General features: G+C 69.7%; 16 protein-coding genes and 2 pseudogenes. 9 read left to right on the forward strand and 9 right to left on the reverse strand.

Annotated features, from left to right (window positions below; all coding sequences use genetic code 11):
- The first annotated feature begins 80 nt into the window (after positions 1–80).
- From ABT114_RS33045 to ABT114_RS33065, 5 genes are all read left to right on the forward strand, one after another.
- A complete protein-coding gene (locus ABT114_RS33045; RefSeq protein ID WP_351146583.1) occupies positions 81–1,106 on the forward strand; it encodes a glycoside hydrolase family 113 protein in 1,026 nt (341 codons plus the stop codon).
- Positions 1,107–1,378: 272 nt separating this feature from the next.
- On the forward strand, positions 1,379–1,729 hold the full coding sequence (locus ABT114_RS33050; RefSeq protein WP_351146584.1) for a hypothetical protein: 351 nt from the start codon (positions 1,379–1,381) through the stop codon (positions 1,727–1,729).
- 374 nt (positions 1,730–2,103) lie between these two features.
- Complete coding sequence (locus ABT114_RS33055) at positions 2,104–2,310, forward strand: hypothetical protein (RefSeq protein ID WP_351146585.1); 207 nt, start codon at positions 2,104–2,106, stop codon at positions 2,308–2,310.
- 12 nt (positions 2,311–2,322) lie between these two features.
- Positions 2,323–2,859, forward strand: a complete 537-nt coding sequence (locus ABT114_RS33060; RefSeq protein ID WP_351146586.1) for a hypothetical protein — start codon at positions 2,323–2,325, stop codon at positions 2,857–2,859.
- Complete coding sequence (locus ABT114_RS33065; RefSeq protein WP_351146587.1) at positions 2,856–3,632, forward strand: HTTM domain-containing protein; 777 nt, start codon at positions 2,856–2,858, stop codon at positions 3,630–3,632. The genes ABT114_RS33060 and ABT114_RS33065 overlap by 4 nt, the downstream gene beginning before the upstream one ends.
- 617 nt (positions 3,633–4,249) lie before the next feature.
- Here the strand turns inward: ABT114_RS33065 and ABT114_RS50700 are convergent.
- Together ABT114_RS50700 and ABT114_RS33070 are read right to left on the reverse strand one after the other, a co-directional pair.
- A pseudogene (locus tag ABT114_RS50700) lies at positions 4,250–4,435 on the reverse strand (hypothetical protein); the annotation flags it as partial.
- A gap of 37 nt (positions 4,436–4,472) precedes the next feature.
- Entirely contained in the window at positions 4,473–5,381 is a 909-nt protein-coding gene (locus tag ABT114_RS33070) for a helix-turn-helix transcriptional regulator (RefSeq protein WP_351146588.1), read from the reverse strand.
- A 218-nt stretch (positions 5,382–5,599) separates the two neighbouring features.
- Here ABT114_RS33070 and ABT114_RS33075 point away from each other — a divergent pair, with 218 nt between their 5' ends.
- Genes ABT114_RS33075 through ABT114_RS33090 form a run of 4 tightly spaced genes read left to right on the forward strand, consistent with a single transcriptional unit; the run spans position 5,600 to position 9,220 of the window.
- Positions 5,600–6,577 (forward strand): aldo/keto reductase, encoded by a 978-nt coding sequence (locus ABT114_RS33075; protein WP_351146589.1) that lies wholly within the window; start codon positions 5,600–5,602, stop codon positions 6,575–6,577.
- Positions 6,578–6,624: 47 nt separating this feature from the next.
- Positions 6,625–7,653, forward strand: a complete 1,029-nt coding sequence (locus ABT114_RS33080; protein WP_351146590.1) for a zinc-binding dehydrogenase — start codon at positions 6,625–6,627, stop codon at positions 7,651–7,653.
- Between the two features lie 32 nt (positions 7,654–7,685).
- The gene (locus ABT114_RS33085) at positions 7,686–8,537 is read left to right on the forward strand and encodes an aldo/keto reductase (RefSeq protein ID WP_351146591.1); all 852 of its coding nucleotides are present in this window, start codon (positions 7,686–7,688) and stop codon (positions 8,535–8,537) included.
- A complete protein-coding gene (locus ABT114_RS33090; RefSeq protein WP_351146592.1) occupies positions 8,534–9,220 on the forward strand; it encodes a flavodoxin in 687 nt (228 codons plus the stop codon). The genes ABT114_RS33085 and ABT114_RS33090 overlap by 4 nt, the downstream gene beginning before the upstream one ends.
- A gap of 533 nt (positions 9,221–9,753) precedes the next feature.
- Here the strand turns inward: ABT114_RS33090 and ABT114_RS33095 are convergent.
- From ABT114_RS33095 to ABT114_RS33130, 7 genes and pseudogenes are all read right to left on the reverse strand, one after another.
- The gene (locus ABT114_RS33095; RefSeq protein WP_351146593.1) at positions 9,754–11,220 is read right to left on the reverse strand and encodes an MFS transporter; all 1,467 of its coding nucleotides are present in this window, start codon (positions 11,218–11,220) and stop codon (positions 9,754–9,756) included.
- A gap of 107 nt (positions 11,221–11,327) precedes the next feature.
- Positions 11,328–11,924: a TetR/AcrR family transcriptional regulator gene (locus tag ABT114_RS33100; RefSeq protein ID WP_351146594.1), complete on the reverse strand. Its 597-nt coding sequence runs from the start codon at positions 11,922–11,924 to the stop codon at positions 11,328–11,330.
- Between the two features lie 54 nt (positions 11,925–11,978).
- Positions 11,979–13,220: an amidohydrolase gene (locus tag ABT114_RS33105; RefSeq protein WP_351146596.1), complete on the reverse strand. Its 1,242-nt coding sequence runs from the start codon at positions 13,218–13,220 to the stop codon at positions 11,979–11,981.
- A 901-nt stretch (positions 13,221–14,121) separates the two neighbouring features.
- Entirely contained in the window at positions 14,122–14,817 is a 696-nt protein-coding gene (locus tag ABT114_RS33110) for an alpha/beta fold hydrolase (protein WP_351146597.1), read from the reverse strand.
- An 859-nt stretch (positions 14,818–15,676) separates the two neighbouring features.
- Positions 15,677–16,044: pseudogene (locus ABT114_RS33120) on the reverse strand (helix-turn-helix domain-containing protein); the annotation flags it as partial.
- Positions 16,045–16,075: 31 nt separating this feature from the next.
- Positions 16,076–16,405, reverse strand: coding sequence for an ATP-dependent DNA ligase (locus ABT114_RS33125; protein ID WP_351146723.1), 330 nt, complete (start codon positions 16,403–16,405; stop codon positions 16,076–16,078).
- Positions 16,406–16,415: 10 nt separating this feature from the next.
- Positions 16,416–17,537, reverse strand: coding sequence for a PP2C family protein-serine/threonine phosphatase (locus ABT114_RS33130; RefSeq protein WP_351146599.1), 1,122 nt, complete (start codon positions 17,535–17,537; stop codon positions 16,416–16,418).
- Between the last annotated feature and the right edge of the window lie 5 nt (positions 17,538–17,542).

Raw genomic sequence — 17,542 nt, forward strand, 5'->3', positions numbered from 1 at the left:
TCCGGCTTGACCCTGACGTGGCTGGAACCTGGAGGATCGCGCCGTACGGCACCCCACGATTCCTATCGGAGGCATGCGACATGCTGCGCGGCAAGGGCATCCACTACGACACTGGCACCTTTCCCAACGGCGACACCTCACGTCCCGTCTTCGACTCCCGGGACGCCGCACGGGACATGCGGGTCGTCGCGCAGGACCTGCACTGCACCGCGGTCCGCATCACGGGCGGCGACGTGGACCGGATCGAGACCACAGCGCGGTACGCGGCGGAGGAGGGGATGGAGGTCTGGCTCTCGCCGTTCCCCTGCGAGCTGACGAACGCCGAGATGCTGCCGCTGTTCGCCGACTGCGCCGAACGGGCGGAACGGCTGAGCCGCGACGGCGCCGCGGTCGCCCTCGTCACCGGCTGCGAACTCAGCCTGTTCGCCCGCGGATACCTGCCCGGCGACACCTTCAACGAACGCGTCCCCGTCCTGGCAGGCCCCGGCCGAGAAGCCGCGCTTCAGGGCATACCCAACAAGGTCAACACCTTCCTGGGCGAGGTCATCGACACCGTACGGCCCCTCTTCGGCGGTCGCGTGAGCTACGCCTCCTGTCCTTTGGACGGCGTGGACTGGACCCCGTTCGACATCGTGGGCCTGGACGCCTTCCGGGGCCTGCGCAACGCCGCCACCTACCGCGACGACCTGCGCAAAGAATTCGCCCACGGCAAGCCCGTCGCCGTCATGGAGGCCGGCTGCTGCACCTACCGGGGCGCGGGGGACTACGGCGGCGCCGGCTGGTACATGGCCAAGGAGGCGGACGGCGTCACCCTCAAGCCCGACCTGGTACGCGATGAGAGCGAGCAGGTCCGCTACCTCAACGACCTCATGACCGTCTTCGAAGAGGAGGGCATCGACTCCGTCTTCTGGTTCAGCTTCGCCGGCTTCGCCACACCCCACCGACTGTCTGGACCTGACGAGGACCTCGCCTCCTACGGCGTCGTCAAAATCCTCGACGAGCACGGCGGCTACCCCGCCGAGAGCCGCACCTACCCAGACATGCCCTGGGAACCGAAGGAAGCGTTCCACGCACTCGCCCGCCGCTACTGGGCACCCGCGAAGTAGGGCTCCGAACAGCAACCAACAAGACGGTTCTGCGGAGCCTCTGCGCAGGTCTGACGGGATGGCCGACTGCGACACTCAGAGGCGCCAGATGAAGCGCTCGGTGACCCCCGGCCATCGGCCGCGGCAAGAGCCCGCTGCTCGACGCCGACCACGACGCCGTCCGCATCGCCGACACGCTGCGCAACAGCCCGCACATCCTCAGCGCCGACGCCGAACCGGGCGACGACACCGTCCCCTTCACCAGCGCGGCGGGCCTCACCTGCATCCTCAGCATGCAGGACGCCGAACCCACCGACGACGACCTCATGCCCGAGCCCGTGCTGCCCGAGGCCGTCGCCGCGGCGATCCTCAACCACCCGGACTTCGTGGTCGCCACGCCGGACTTCCCGCGCGAGGACACCATCACCGTCCAGACCCGGAGCGAGATCCGCCACCTCCTGCTCCTGGACGTCGACCGCGACGCCGACGGCGGCCAGGCGCTCTCCACCCCGGCCGACACCAGGTACTGCGTAGCCGCACAGCTGGACGAATGCGCTGTGGTCAGCAGCGCCACGTCGGCGACGTGCCGTACGGCGAGCGGGCCTTCGAAATCCAACGGCAAGTTCAGATGCCGGTACAGATAGTCACCCAGAGCTCGGGCTGTCGCGGTGCGGAAACCATGGACACTCCTCACAACTGTGTTCGTTCTGCGACAGCCTCTCCACATCAAGGAGTACATCGAGAACCAGAAACGACCTGGCTGAGGTCAACAGGGCAGACTCGTGAGCACCTGCGGGTCAGAGCGATCCAGAGAAGCGCTTCCTCCCGGGCGTGAACGCCCGGGTTCCGCGCTAGATCAAGCTGAAGTCCCGCTCATGGCGGCTGTTCAGCGATTCCTCTTCCTCGTACGGGTGACTTGGCATGTGCCTTTGGAGAGATGCGGGCAAAGGAGAAGCGACCGATCTGCCCGGCCCGTACCTGCGGGCAGGGTGGTGACCAACCCGCTGAAGGAGCAGCCATGGAAGACCAGGCATGGGAAGTTGCGTCGGCTCTGGGCAGCCGAGAGCTGGAATCGAACGGCACACCGGTGGTAGGACAAATCCTGGGCAACGGCGGCGGCCTGCTGGGTGGCCTGGCGGGCTCCCTTGTGGATGGGCGTGGCGCGTCCGTATTCGTGGGCAGCCTGGCCGAGGCGGACACCCTGTTGTCAGAACTCGTGAGCTGAGAGCTGCTCACGATGCTGTACACGGCAGGTCTGGCCACGCTGCTTGCGGCATGGCTGGGCCTGTCGTGCCTCGCTCAGCTGGATGTGGTGTCCTCGCGTGTCCGCAAGCTGCTGCGCATCGAGGCAGTCGGCATCTGGCTGCCGTGGTACCACTTCTTCGCGCCGGAACCGGGAGCCGCTGATGTGCATCTGCTGTACCGGATCACCAGCGTCGGCGACGGGCCGTGGCACGAGGTCACGCTGTGCCCGGCCCGCACGTGGACGCATGCGGTCTGGAACCCCCATCGGCGGCACCTGAAAATGCTGTGGGACATCAGCAACAGTCTTGCGGTGCACCACCCTGTTGCGACCGGTCTGCCGCCCGGCTACATGCTGCTGCTGCATTACGTGGCCCGGCACGTACGCACCGCGCACCCTGACACCACGAACCTGAGCATCCAGTTCGCGCTGGCCGGCACCGGCCTGCGGCATCCCAGGGAAGATCCTCAGATTCTGTTTGTCTCCCACCAGCACCGTGTGCCTGACAATCTGGCCAGGAGCGGCAGATGAGCCTGACCCTCCACCTGGTCTTCCGGCTGACGACCGGCCTTGTCGGCACCGCGATGGCCTTGTCCTCGCTCGAGCTGGCCCTCACACCCCTGCTGCATGACCACGGCCTGTTCAGCTGGCCGGTCCTGCGCCTGCGTGGCAGACACCTCACCGGCCTGGATGCCGCTGCCCGCTATCCCGTGATCCGTGCCGTGATGGCCGTACGTGCCCTCGCGGCCGCGACGGCGACGGCATGCGCGGTCCTTGACGCCTCGGCACTGGCGCCCTTGTGCGTGATGCTGTGCACCACGGTGGTGCTGATGCTGCGGGGCTGGCCGGGCACCGAAGGAGCAGATCACGTCATACTGATCGTCACGGTGACACTGCTGCTGGTATCGGTGAGCCCGTCACAGACCAACATGCTGATCGGGGCGTGGTTCCTCGCCCTGCAGGCCGCTGTCGCCTACTTCTCGTCCGGCATCTACAAAGCCGTCACCCGCTCCTGGCGTGATGGAAGCGGCCTCACCGCCATCCTGAGCGCGTACTCCTTCGGCCACCCAGCCCTCGGACGACTCGCCCGCACACACCCGCGCCTGCCGACCCTGAACTCCTGGCTCGTCATCAGCTTCGAGACGCTGTTCCCGTGTGCCCTCCTCCACCCGGCGGCTGCGCCTCTCTTCCTCGTCACGGGTGCGTTCTTCCATATCGCGTGCGCGTTCGTGATGGGGCTGAACGTCTTCCCCTGGGCCTTCTGCTCCCTCTACCCCAGCGTCCTCTACATCGCGTGGCACTGAGCCCGGATCCACAGGCGTCAAGCCGGTGGATCCGGGCTCAGCCGTGGAAGCAAGCTGTAGCGTTCTGCCAGGAACATCAGGTTTCATGACAGTCCGTCAAGGCGAGGTGCGGCGGTCCATGCAGACCGCCGGTCCAGCGCGGCCGCCCGGGCGCGATGGGGGCCCGGCGCGGCTGGCTCGGACGGCACCGGTGGTGCTGGCCCAGCCCGCGACGTTGTGCAACCTGGACTGCACGTACTGCTACCTGCCGGACCGGGCGGTGGCCCACCGTATGACGGCGGAGGTCGCCGATGCGGTCGCGGCGGGAGTGGCGTGCAGTCGCTGCAGACCGAGATGGTCACGATCGTGGTGCCGGGGTCATCCGGAAGCACCAGCTCTCTGGGACGTTGCAACTTGTCCTGTCCGCTCTTCGGCGGGTACTGGGGGAGCGTGGCTGATGGCTGCCGACAACCAACGTCGCGCGCAGAGAGAGCCGATCGCGCCCTTGGAAGCCCGTAGGCGGGTGCGTGGTCGTACCGTGGTGGCCCTATGGCCGAAGCTCACCTTGACCGAAACACAGCCGGAGTGATCCGGAACCGTATTGCGATACGGGCCGAAGTATTCGGACGGGTGGTGGTCGTGCGCCTGGTCACCGTCTCGCCGGTGGCCCGCAGCTCTAGGCTCGTGCGTTCGGTGAACGCGCCGGCGCCGAATCCGGTGAACATCTCGTAGGCGGTCCGCAATTGGTCGCGGGCATCGCCGCGACGGTTCTCGCGGCGCAGCCATTCTCCGTACAGCAGGTGGGCCCGGGCGAGTTCGACGCGGGTGCCGTGGATCCGCCTCCGTGACGGAATTGCCGGCTCACGGCTGCTGACCGGTGGCCTTGGGGGCGGGCGATGGGCGTTGCGCCGGTCGCGGTGCGGTCATGTCGAGGAGGAGCAGAGCATCGTGGTCGGGGCTGCCGGGTTCGGCGGTGTAGACGCCGATGCGCTGGCCGGGGGTGCCTTCCACGTGCAGGGACTGGGATGTGAGGGTGAGCGTGCCGACCTGGGGGTGGTGGAACGTCTTGTGCGCGGGCTTGCGTCCGGTCACTTCGTAGCGCTCCCAGAGTCCGGCGAAGTCGGGGCTCTTGAGGAGGAGTTCGCCGACGAGGTTGGTCAGGTCGGGGGCGTCGGGGGCGGTGCCGGCGACAGCGCGCAGGCGGGCGACGCACGCGGTGATCTGCCGGTCCCAGTCTTGAAAGAGGTCGCGGGCTGAGGGGTGCAGGAAAAGGTAGCGGGCCAGGTTGCGGTGCTTGACCGGCCAGTCGTCCAGGCCCGCGTACAGGGCGAGGCCGCCGGGGTTCCAGGCCAGCATGTCCATGCTGCGGCTGATGACGTACGCCGGGTTCGGGCGGAGCGATTCCAGCAGCAGCTTGAGGTGGGGGCGCACCGTGCGGCTGGGAGCGGGCGGCGGTTCAGCGGTGTAACGGGCAGCGCGGGCGGCGAGCTCGCGCAGGTGCTGGTGCTCCTGGTCGTCCATGTTCAGGGCGCGGGCGAGCGAGTCGAGGACGGAGGGACTGGGGCGAGTCTCCTTGCCGCGCTCCAGGCGCACGTAGTAGTCGATGCTGATGCCGGCGAGGGTGGCCAGCTCCTCGCGACGCAGCCCGGGGGTACGGCGGATACCGGCGCCGACGGTAAGGCCGACGTGATCGGGGCTGGTCTGGGTGCGGCGGGCACGCAGGTAACGGCCCAGCTCGGCGCCCTCGCTGTGCGCGCTCTCGGATGCCATGCCTCCAGTCTCGCCCGCCGAGCACCTGCAGTGCAGGTGAGAGGGGGGCCCTGTCATTACCCCCGAAGAGCCCGCCCTGCCACACCGGCGCAGTCCGGGCGAAGGTGAATGAGCAAGGCGCCGGCACCCCGGCCCCCGCCCCAGCCACCGCAGGCACGACCTGCCGGGCCGGGCGAGAGTGAGGGTGCCGGGCGACGCCACGAACCGGAGAGGGCGAAATGCGCTACGTCAAGCTGCGTGACCTGGAGGTTTCCCGGATCGGCCTCGGCGCGATGGGCATGTCGCACGGCTACACCGGCTCCGGTACCGACGAGGCGGAGTCGATCAGGACCGTGCACCGGGCGCTGGAACTGGGTGTCACCCTCATCGACACCGCCGAGATCTACGGCCCGTACACCAATGAGGAGCTGCTGGGCCGGGCGCTGAAGGGGCGCCGGGACCAGGTGGTGCTGGCCACGAAGTTCGGCCTGGTCTCCCATGCCGGCGACGGCGCGTGGAACCTGGACTCCAGCCCGGCCAACATCCGCACGGCCGTCGAGGGCTCCCTGAAGCGGCTGGGCACCGATCACATCGACCTGTACTACCAGCACCGGGTGGATCCGAACACGTCGATCGAGGAGACCGCCGGCGCGGTTGCGGAGCTGATCGCCGAGGGCAAGGTGCGTGCCTTCGGCCTCTCGGAGGCCGGCCCGGAGACGATACGCCGCGCGCACGCCGTCCAGCCGGTCACCGCGGTGCAGTCGGAGTACTCCCTGTGGACGCGGGGCATCGAGGAGCGCGTCCTGCCGGTCCTGCGGGAGCTGAACATCGGCCTGGTGCCGTTCTCCCCGCTGGGCCGCGGCTTCCTGACGGGTACCGTCCGTTCCACCGATCAGTTCGACGCCTCCGACTTCCGTCGGGACAACCCGCGCTTCACCGGCGAGAACTTCCAACGCAACCTGGCGATCGCCGACGAGGTGCAGGCCCTGGCCGCCCAGGTCGGCGCCACGCCCGCGCAGGTGGCGCTGGCCTGGCTGCTCGCCCAGGGCGACGACATCGCCCCGATCCCCGGCACCAAGCGGGTCGGCCGCGTGGAGGAGAACACCGCCGCCGACTCCATCACCCTTACCCGTGAGCAGCTCGACAAGCTCAGCAGCCTGCCGCCCGCCGCCGGTGACACCCACACCGAGGCCCAGGCGCAGATGCTCGAACGCTGATCATCAGCGCCGCTCAGCACGACCCCCCGTTTGGAGTAGTACCTCTTATGCGTGCAGCAGTGATGTACGGAGCCGGAGACGTCCGCGTCGAAGACCGGCCTGACCCGAAGATCGTCAAGCCGACCGACGCGGTGGTGCGCACGGTGGCCGCCTGCGTGTGCGGCAGCGACCTGTGGCCCTATCAGTCGATGCCCGCCACCGACACCGGCCGCCCCATGGGGCATGAGTTCCTCGGCGTCATCGAGGAGACCGGCGCGGACGTGACCGGTCTGAAGACCGGTGACCTGGTCGTCGCCCCGTTCACCTACAGCGACAACACCTGCGACTACTGCGCCAAGGGCCTGCACATCTCGTGCCGCAACGGCGGCCGGTACGGCTTCGACGGCGTGGACGGTGGTCAGGGCGAAGCCGTCCGCGTCCCGCATGCGGACGGCACCCTGGTCAAGCTGCCGGTGGCCGCCGACTCCGCGCTGCTGCCGTCCCTGCTGGCCTTGTCGGACGTGATGACCACTGGCCACCACGGCGCGGTCACCGCCGGTGTCGGCCGCGGCGATGCGGTGCTGGTCGTCGGGGACGGCGCGGTCGGCCTGTGTGCGGTGATCGCTGCCAGGCGACTCGGCGCCGAGCGGATCGTGCTCGCCGGCCACCACGAAGCGCGCACCGGCCTTGGCCGCGAGTTCGGCGCCACCGATGCCGTCGCCGAGCGCGGCGAAGAGGGCATCGCCCGCATCCGCGAGCTGACCGGCGGCGTGGACAAGGTGATCGAGGCCGTCGGAACCCGCCAGGCCCTCGACACCGCCCTCGGCGCCGTCCGGGACGGCGGCACCATCAGCCGTCTCGGTGTGCCCCAGTACGAGCAGGGGCCGATCGGGCCGGCCGCCTTCATGCGCAACATCACCCTGACCGGCGGGGCCAGCCCGGCCCGCGCCTACATCGAGCAACTGCTGCCCGACGTCCTGGACGGCACCATCATTCCCGGCCGCGTCTTCGACCAGACCTTCTGCCTGGACCGGACGCCGGACGCCTACCGGGCCATGGCCGACCGCCAGGTCCTCAAGTCCCTCATCACCCCCTGACCACCCCCACCTTCAGCAAAGGAACATCCCCCATGCAGTACGTGACCTTGAACAACGGCGTAGAGATGCCGCTCCTCGGCTTCGGCGTCTACCAGATCCCCGCCGACGACACCGAACGCGCCGTCTCCGCCGCGCTGGCCGTCGGCTACCGCCTGCTGGACACCGCCGCCGCCTACGGCAACGAAGAAGCCGTCGGCCGCGCCATCAAGTCCAGCGGCATCCCGCGCGAAGAACTGTTCGTCACCACCAAGCTGTGGGTCCAAGACGCCCCGGCCGAGGACAACACCCGCCGCGCCTTCGAGACCTCGCTCGACAAGCTGGGCCTGGACCACCTCGACCTGTACTTGATGCACCAGCCCTTCGGTGACGTCTACGGCCAGTGGCGCGCCATGGAGGCCCTCAACCGCGAGGGTCTGGCCAAGGCGATCGGTGTCGCCAACTTCTACCCCGACCGCCTGGTCGACCTGATCGTCAACAACGAGATCACCCCGGCGGTCAACCAGATCGAGACCCACCCGTTCTTCCAGCGCGCCGACTACCAGGCCCTGATGCGCGAGCACGGGGTGCAGATCCAGTCCTGGGGCGGCTTCGCCGAGGGCAAGAACGACCTGTTCGCCAACCCGCTGCTGGCAGAGATCGGCAAGGAGTACGGCAAGTCGGTCGCGCAGGTGGTTCTGCGCTGGCTCACCCAGCGCGGCGTCATCGCCATCCCCAAGTCCGTGCGACCCGAACGGATGGCGGAGAACATCGACGTCTTCGACTTCGGACTCACCGACGAGCAGATGGCGCAGATCGCCACCCTGGACACCGGCAGCTCGCTGTTCTTCGACCACCACGACCCGGAGATCGTCACCTGGCTCGCCAAGCGCCGCCTCGACGCATGACCGCCGCGCCACGACGACGCGCCCTCCTGCGAGCCACCGTGATGACCGGACTCGGCGCCGCGACCGGAGCCCCCCTCACCGGCTGTTCCTCGCCTGCGGGGCAGGAGAGTGAGCGTCAGACGGCGTCCCCGGGATCGTCCGCGACGACCCCGGGCAGGGGGACGGTGTTGCTGGCCTACTTCTCGCGTACGGGCGAGAACTACTACTACGGCGGACGCACCACCCTGCAGGTCGGCAACACCGAGGTCCTGGCGCGCAAGATCAGCGGTCTTATCCGGTGCGACGTACACCGCATCGAGGCCGCCGATCCCTACCCGCGGGACTACGACGAGACCGTCCGACGCAACGTTCGCGAACAGGACGATGACGCGCGCCCGACTATCAAGGTCCGACTGCCCTCACTCGACGGCTACGACACGGTTCTCCTTGGCAGCCCCATCTGGAACGTCCGGGCGCCCATGATCATGACCACGTTCTCCGAACAGCTCGACTTCCGCGGCAAGACCGTCGTCCCGTTCACCACGCACGCCATGAGCGGCCTGGGCACCACCGCTCGCGACTACGCGCGCTCCTGCCGCGGCGCGACGATCGCCCCCGGCCTCGCAGTGCGCGGCGAAGAAGTCGCTGACGCCGACACCGACGTCAAGACCTGGCTCCGCGACCGCGGACTCACCCGCTCGTAACAAAGCGGCGCGGCCCGCACCATCGACATGGGTCTGCTGCAGTGTGACCAGATCCCTGCCGCGGATTCCCACAAGCTGTCTTCGGCCGCGCCACCGTGTCCGCGGAAGCTAACCGTCGCCTCCATACCCACCCCCGAGTTGGACCTGCCCTCGACAAGCACGATGCTCCCGCCGGCACAGCGACGGGAGTACACCCGCACCGCTTCGGCTCGAACGAGGTACGGCGGCGACCTGCATGTCTCAGCGAAAGACCTGCATCCGCAAGATGTTCGTCGAGCAGGTGCCGGGACTGTCCGAGCGGCACCGACGTTCGAGCATCGGTCGCCGGACGACCCGGATGCCGGCTACGGTCCGGCCGGATGTTCGGCCGCGAGGGATGGCCGACCCCGCTGGGGCAGGGCCATGGTGGAGTCCGTTCGGTGAAGGGCGGCTTCGGGTGCACGGCTCGGAACCGGCGAGGAGGGCGTGTGATGGGCGGGCAGGGGGCCGGTCCCGGTGCACCAGGACCGGCCCCCTGGGAGTGAATGCGGCGGTCAGTCGGCGAGGGCGTCGGCGGGAGTGGGCTCGCCCACCTCGGGGGCCGCAGGGGCGGGGGTGCGGCCAACGGTGAGGGACAGGGCGAGGCCGACGAGGCAGATCACCGCGCAGCTGGTCCAGACGGTGGTGTAGCCGTGGATGTCGGAGAGTTCGACGCCGGGGATGGGCAGCTTGAGCAGGTGCTGATTGAGGACGGAGGCGAAGACGGCGCCGGAGACGGAGCCGGCCAGAGCCTTGAGGGTGTTGTAGATGCCGGTGCCGATGCCGGTCTGGTCGGCGGGCAGGTGGCCCATGATCTGGACGGGGAGGGCGCCGACGACGAGGCCGAGGCCCAGGCCGCCGAGGATGCCGGAGACCACGAACTGCCAGGGGGCGTCGTGGATGAGGGCGATCAAGGCGTAGGAGGCGGTGAAGGAGGCGAAGCCTAGGGCCAGGGCGGTGCGGGCGCCGACGGCACGGCTGATCCGGTCTGCGAGTCCGGCCGAGGCGAAGGCGGCGAGGGTGGTGGGCAGGGCCATGAGGGACAGGGAGAGGGTGTCGTAGCCGAACCCGAGGCCGAACTGCTTGGGGGTGGCCATGAAGGTGCTGGTGGCGGTCTGGGAGCCGTACATGGCGATGCCGATCAGGAAACTGAGTGCGTACAGCGGGGCGAGGCAGCGTCCGCCGACGAGGCGGACATCGATCAGCGGCTGTGCGGCGCGGAGTTCGGCGAGGACGAACACGGCCAGGGAGACGACGGCGACCAGGGCGAGTGCGAGGACGGTGCCGCTCGTCCATCCCCATTCCCCTCCGCGGCCCAGGGCCAGCAGTCCGGTGCCCAGGCCGGCGCTGAGCAGGAGGGCACCGGTCCAGTCGATGCGGCTGCGGTGGCGGGTGACGGACTCGGGGATGAGGAAGAGGACGACGGGCAGGCACAGGAGGATGGCTCCGGCCGGGAACCACAGCATGGCCTTGGCGGTCGCGACGTGTTCGGACAACAGACCGGTGCCGAGGGCGCCGAGGGTACCGCCGAGGGTGACGGCGCCGACGAGCAGGCCGATGGCGGCGCCGGCCTGCTTGCCCTGGACGCGGTCGCGGACGATGGCGAAGTCGAGGGGGAGCCAGGCGGCGTACAGGCCCTGGAGGGCGCGGCCGACGAGGAGGACGGCGAAGGAGTCGGTGGTGGCCGCGAGAAGGGAGCCCACGGCGACGGCGGTCATGGTGATCAGGATCATGCGCCGGTGGCCGTACATATCGCCGAGCTTGGAAGCGAGCGGCACCGAGATGCCGGAGACCAGCAGCGGGAGGGTGTTGACCCAGCTGAGATCGCCGGAGCTGATGTGCATCTGCCGGCCGATGAGCGGGACCAGGGTGGGGATCGATCCCTGGAGGATGCCGCTGCACAGTTCGACGAAGACGAGGAAGCTGACGACGGCAAGGGCGGAACGGGCAGCCGGGGACGGTCCGGCCGTGTTTTCGGGCATGGGGAACTCCACAGGAGGCGGTCGCGTGGACCGCGGAGAAAGGAAGTGACGGAAAGGCCCCGAAAGATGTGCCGGGCTGGGGAGCGGCGTTCTGGCCTGACGTGCGGTCAGACGAGGCGGGGGACGCTCCCGGCGAGGGCCATGTCGACGAGCTGTTCGATGAGGTGGTCGGTGACCTCGATGCCGCGCACGCTCTGCCGGTAGACGGCGAAGCCGCTCCACAGGTCGAGCAGGGCGTCGACGTCGGTGTCCTCGGGAAGGTCACCGCGGGCGATCACCCGTTCCACGGCTTCGCGGGCCAGGGCGCGCCGGGGACGGACGATGTGGTCGATGTAGCTGCGGCTGAGAGCTTGTTGGTCGGGTGCGGGCTGCTGGGCGACGGTGCCCAGGGGGAGCTCGTCCGTGAGGGCGTAGTGGCGCGCGTTGCGTGCCACGGAGAGCAGTTCGGCGCGCGAGTCCGTCTGTTCGGGCAGCGGCAGGACAACCGCCTGCTGGGCCAAGGCTTCGGCGACGACGGCTGCCTTGTTGGGCCACCAGCGGTAGAGCGACTTCTTCGACACGCCCGCGCGCCGTACCAGCAGGTCCATGGTGAGGCCCGCGTAGCCGGACTCGCGGAGGATCTCGCCGGCCAAGTCGAGGGCTCGCCGTCTGGCGTCGAGGTCCGGCGGGCGGCCGCGGCGCGCGGGCTGGCGCTCCTCGGTCATGACCGCCGTCCTCCGTCCCTGGTCCCGTGCCCTGATGGCCGGACCAGAATACGGTCAGGTCCGGTCGAGCCATGCCAGGGCCGCCACGGTCATCAGTTCCACGCCGTTGGTCAGCGTCGGTTCTACGACGGGGGCGTAGGCGGGGTGATGGTTGGTGACCAGGCGTCCGGCGGCGAGGTCGGCGGTGAACGCGGCGGGGTCGGAGCCACCCCAGAACCAGTACACGGTGGGTGCGCCGACGGCGTCGCCGAAGACGCCGACGTCCTCGCTGGACGAAAGGGGCCCGAAGGCCATCAGCTTGTCCTCGCCCAGGTGGGAGCGGAGGGTGCCCAGGGTCGTCGCGGTGGCGTCCGGGTCGCTGACCAGGACCGGTGTGCCGTGGGTCCACTGGAGTTCCGGGTCCTTCGGCGCCCCGGAGGCGGTGGCCTCGGCGCGGATCACGCGGTCGACGGCTGCTTTGAGGCGTTCGCGGATCTCCGGGTCGTAGGAGCGCAGGTTGATGCCGAGTTCGGCGGTGTCGGGGATGACGTTGTCCTTGGTTCCGGCCTGGAGGCGGCCGACGGTGACCACGCCCTTGTCCTGCATGCCGATCTCACGGGAGACGATGCCCTGCAACCGCATCACCACGGCGGCGGCCATCAGGACGGGGTCGAGGGCGTTCTCGGGGGAGGAGCCGTGGCCCCCCTTGCCGTGCAGGGTGACCTGGAGGGAGTCGCTCGCCGCCATCAGCGGCCCGGACGCGTACCCGATCATGCCCACGGGCAGCGGCGTGACGTGCTGGGCCAGGACCACCGCCGGTACGGGCACGTGGTCGAAGAGACCGTCGCGGACCATGGCAGCGGCCCCGCTGACGGTCTCCTCGGCCGGCTGGAACACCGCCACCACCGTGCCCGACCACTTCTCCCGTGCGGCGGTGAGCAGTTCCACGGCACCGAGCAGGCATGCGGTGTGCATGTCGTGCCCGCAGGCGTGCATCACGGGCACCTCCTGACCGGCCCCGTCCACCGCGCGCGCGGTGGAGGCGTAGGGCAGACCCGTCTCCTCCGCCACCGGCAGCGCGTCCATGTCCGCACGCAGCATCACCACCGGGCCCGCACCGTTCTCCAGGACGGCGGCCACACCCGTGCCGCCGATGCCGGTCTGCACGTCCCAGCCGAGCACCGACAGGGACGTCGCCACCTTCCCGGCGGTCCGGTGTTCCTGGAAGGAGAGCTCGGGATTGCGGTGCAGGTCCCGGTACAGCTCTCCGAGCCGTTCGACGCGTTCGTCGGTCAAGTGCTTGAGCACGGCGTTCATAGGGGTCTCTCCTCGTCTCGCGGGTGCCGCTCCCCCAGGGCACGCCGGCGGACGCACGGTCCGCGGGGAATGCCGGTACGGCCTGGGGGGCAGCCCGCCGAGGGCTGCGCGGCGCGCTCATACTGGCCAGCGCCACCCAGGCAAGTCAATAGGGAAACTAACGGTCTCTAAATCTGTAACGGGAGAGAAACCGCACCGGCGCGCCACGACACATGGAGGGAACGAACCGGCCGCCCCGTGGGGCGGGTGCGCGTCTGGCCGGTTGGCTGGGCGAGCCGAAACGAAGCTGGGCCGCCATCGGCGCATACGGCACCGGTCGGGCCGACGCCGGTGCCGGGCGGGGACGCGGGAACGACGCCCAGGCCGGCACCTCGTGCCCCTGGGCGTCGTTTTGAGCTGCGTCTGACCGACGTCGGTGAGGGAGAGCCTTCGAGAAAGCGCACCGCAGCCGGGACCGTCTGACCCAGCCGCGCGCCTACATCTACAAGATCATTTCTCGCGAGGTGGCGGAGCTTGCGGCCCGGCCTCGCCGGGCCCAACTGCATGCCTTTGTGGACAGGCCCGTATCAGCTGCGGATTGCAGCGAGACCGTCGCGGAGATCTGCGACGTGCGGTGAGGCCTTCCCCGGTGCCGTGATGGTGGCCGGGCCTCGGACCGCGTCAAGGGCTGCCGATAGCTTTCAGCGAAAATACAACGCCAAGCGGTTGACCTTGGAGGACCGCGCGTCAGGGAGAGACGGCCCTTGAGGATCAACGGCCGGAATTCTGGTGCTAAGCCGGTGTTCGCAGGTTAACGTCCTGCCCGTTGTAGGCCGTGTAGGCCCTCGACAAAAGTTCTTCCTTGGCGCTCACGACGACCCCTGGTCCTCGAATCGCCGGCCCGGCTCGTTTGCGGCTGCCGTCACAGGCTCAGCAGCAGGTCCCGGACCGCGGCGGGCTGGGACAGGAACGGGTGGTGGCCTGCGTCGAGTTCGACGACGCTGCCGGCCCGGCGGGCGAACTCGCGCTGTAGGCGCGGCGGGGTGCCGCGGTCCTGGGCGCAGATGAGGTACGTCGAGGGCACCTGCTGCCATGCGGCCGCCCCGACCGGCTGCCCGGTCACCTGCACGCTCTGCCGGGCGAGGCGGTCCGCCGCCTGCGCCTGGACCTCGGGGTCGCAGTCCTGCAGGAACGTGTCCACGAGCAGCTCGGGGCGAACCCCGAAGGTGCCGGCGTCGGGGTCGACGTCGAGGAACGGGGCGGGGCTGCCGTCCCCGAACTCCGACAGGCTCTGCCCGACCTCGGGCAGGTAGCTGGAGACCATCACCAGGTGGCGTACCGACCTGACGCCCGCGGCGGCTTCCGCGGTGATGATGCCGCCGTAGCTGTGGGCGACCACAATGGTCGGCTCGCCGCTGTCCAGCAGCGCCTGCCGCACCGCCGCGACGTCCTCGGACAGCCCCGGACCGCCGGCGCCTCCGGGCAGGCCCGCCTCGCCGCAGCTCGGCAGCGCCGGGGCCACGCTCAGCACCCCTCGTTCCTGCAGCAGCTCGGCGGTGCGGTGCCACCACCACGACCCGTCCCGCACGCACGCCCCATGCACGAACACGACCCTCATCGCTACCTCCACGTCTGCCTCGGCTGCCTTTCGATCAACGGTATTCGTAGCTGCCGTTACCGTCCCCGGGCGTGTGTCCCTCCCAGTCCAGGGAGCCCGCTGGCGGCTGAGGCGAGAGCAGCTCGTACGTGCACGTCCACGGGCTGCTGCCACTGCCCCCCACCATCCGGCTCGCTGCCGCTCTCCGCGCCCGTGTCGCCGGTCTGGCGGGGCGTCGGCCTCGACCTCGCAGATGTAGATGTCGCAGTCCACGTCGCCGCCGGCCCGTCCGTCGCGGCGGCGGTGGGCGTCGCGCCGAGGACGGCCAGGACGGCGGCCGCGGCGGCCGCCGTCCGAACTCCGGTCAGCACTTCTTGCCCTGGGGTTCGTCCCGGATGACCCACCAGCCCTGCCGCCACTTCTCCAGCGTGGTCGCCACCAGTACTTCATGAGCCGGTCGGCGGGCAGGGAGACGGGCTTGCGGGTGTCGGCGACGACCGGCTGCCACTTCGAGACGTCCAGGTAACTGGACAGCTTGATGTTGGGGACCTGCCGGTCGAGGTCGGTGGCGGTGACCGTCGGCTGGGAGAGGGCGACGTCGCCGATATGGATCCGGCCCGGGCGTGCGCACGCTGGGGAGAGCTCTCTGCGGCCTCCAGAACCGCGGAGGCGGCGTACTGCTTCAGGCCACCGCCCCCGCGTCGTCGGCGCCGGCGGACCCAGAGGCCGAGGTGAAGGAGACCGCGCTCACGGTCTACCGGGGCTACTGGCGGGAGATGGAGGCCCTCTACGCCGACCGCGACGGCGTGGCGGACTCCTCCGAAGCGGCATCGTCCCCGCCGCTGCACCCGGCCACGGCCGCGGTCGCGCAGACTACGGCCAGTCCGACGAGATGCGTGTCCACACCGAAGCGGCGGCGCACGACCTCGGCGATCCTGCCAGAGTCCAGCACTGGTCGCTCCAGCCCGCGGCGGCCGGGCCGACATCCAACACCGCGTCCAACACACGCAGTTGACCCGAATCGAGCTTGCAGCGGGCACCGCCGGGCCCCTTGGAGACCAGGGCCTGTCGGCCGCCCGAAGCCAACGCCCGCCGCCAGCGGTTCGCCGACATCAGGGTCACCCTGAACCGCCGGGCCACCTCCCGGTCACTGGCCCCCGCCTCGATCAGATCGGCGGCCGCCAACCGGACCCGCTCACGCTGACCCCTCTCCTCAGCCGTCAGCCCTCCGCCATCGGGATACCTCATCCCTCCGGCACAGCGCAGCCCACGACAGCCGTCACGACCCCACGTAACCCACACCCTTAAAGATCTTTAGCCGTTTGAAGACCACGCCTTCCATGCCGACGGTTGTCCAGGTCAGCCACTCGTGCACGGTGGTGGGGTCGGTGGTCGACGGGCACAGTGCCCACGGCGCGGTGAGTCGGCGGGCGGTGAACACGGACTCGAGTGCGGCGCGGCGGCGCCGGTACGGCCATCCCGTCGTGTCTGTGCCGGACAGGCGCAGGAGGTCGAAGGCAACGAAGTGGACCGGCCATGCGTCAGCTGCCCGGGCCGCGCCGGCGCCGCGACGCTGCAGCGGAGTCTGGTGACCATGTGGTCGGCCCAGGTGGCCGGGATCAGACTGACAGACGGCGGATCGCGACTACGGCCGCGTCGTCGTTGAGGTGTCCGTCGACGTGGGCCAGCAGGTCGTCCTGGAGATGACGCAGCAGTTCGTCGGGGTCGTCCTTGGTCCACTCTGGCGCCCGTTCGGTGAAGGGGTAGAAGAGTCCGTCGGCATCGCGTGCTTCGATGACGCCGTCTGTGTAGAGGAGCAGCAGGTCGCCGACCTCGAAGGGGAACGTCTGGACGTCGTAGGCGGCGATGCCGAAGGCTCCGCCGAATCCGATCGGGAGGTGGCTCGCCTCGGGCATGAGCGGGGTGAGCTGATTCCCCCGCAGGAGAAGCGGCGGTGGGTGGCCGCAGCTGATGAGGTGGACGACCGGATCGTGGTCGGGGATGTCGAGCAGCATGGCAGTGGCGAAGTCCTCGTCGGTGTCCTGCTCTGCCTGTGATCGCCACTGGCTGGCGTCCCAGCGGAACGCGGCGTCCAGGTGGACGGCGAGGCGGGGGAGGGTGGCCTGCCGATGGGCGGCTGCGCGGAAGGCGCCGAGCAGCAGGGCGGCGTTGTTGATCGCGGCCAGGCCACTGCCGCGTACGTCGCCGATGAGGAGCCGGGTGCTGTGGTGGGCGGTCCGTGCGGCCGCGTACAGGTCTCCGCCCAGGTCGGCTTCTTCCTCGGCCGGGATGTACATGCCGGCGATCCGCAGCGGGCCGCTGTGTGTGGGCAGTGGCTGCAACAGCACACTTTGCGCTGCCTCGGCCACCGACCGCACCCGGTGCAACTGCCGCTCGCGCCGGTCCCGCACCACGCAGACGGTGACACAGACGATGGAGACGACGATCAGGGCAGCGATCTGGGCCTGAATGTTGGCGGTGGGCAGGACCCCTCTGAGTACGCCGACCAGCACCTGGGCCGCCACCGCGAGAGCCCCCATGAGCGCCGTCAAGCGGGCGCCGGCGAACGCCACCGTGATCGCGGGTGCCGCCACGAGCAGTGGACCGAGGTGGATGTGCGGCGGAGAGAGCACATCGACCACACAGACCGTGACGATCAGCCCCAGTGGGATCACGACCAGCGCGGGTGCGTGCCCCGGCCGCCAGGAACGCCGCAAGTCCAGCCATGGTCGAAGGGCCATGCCCC

Origin of the sequence: Streptomyces sp. NPDC002088 (assembly GCF_040296605.1) — a bacterium.
GTDB lineage: Bacteria > Actinomycetota > Actinomycetes > Streptomycetales > Streptomycetaceae > Streptomyces.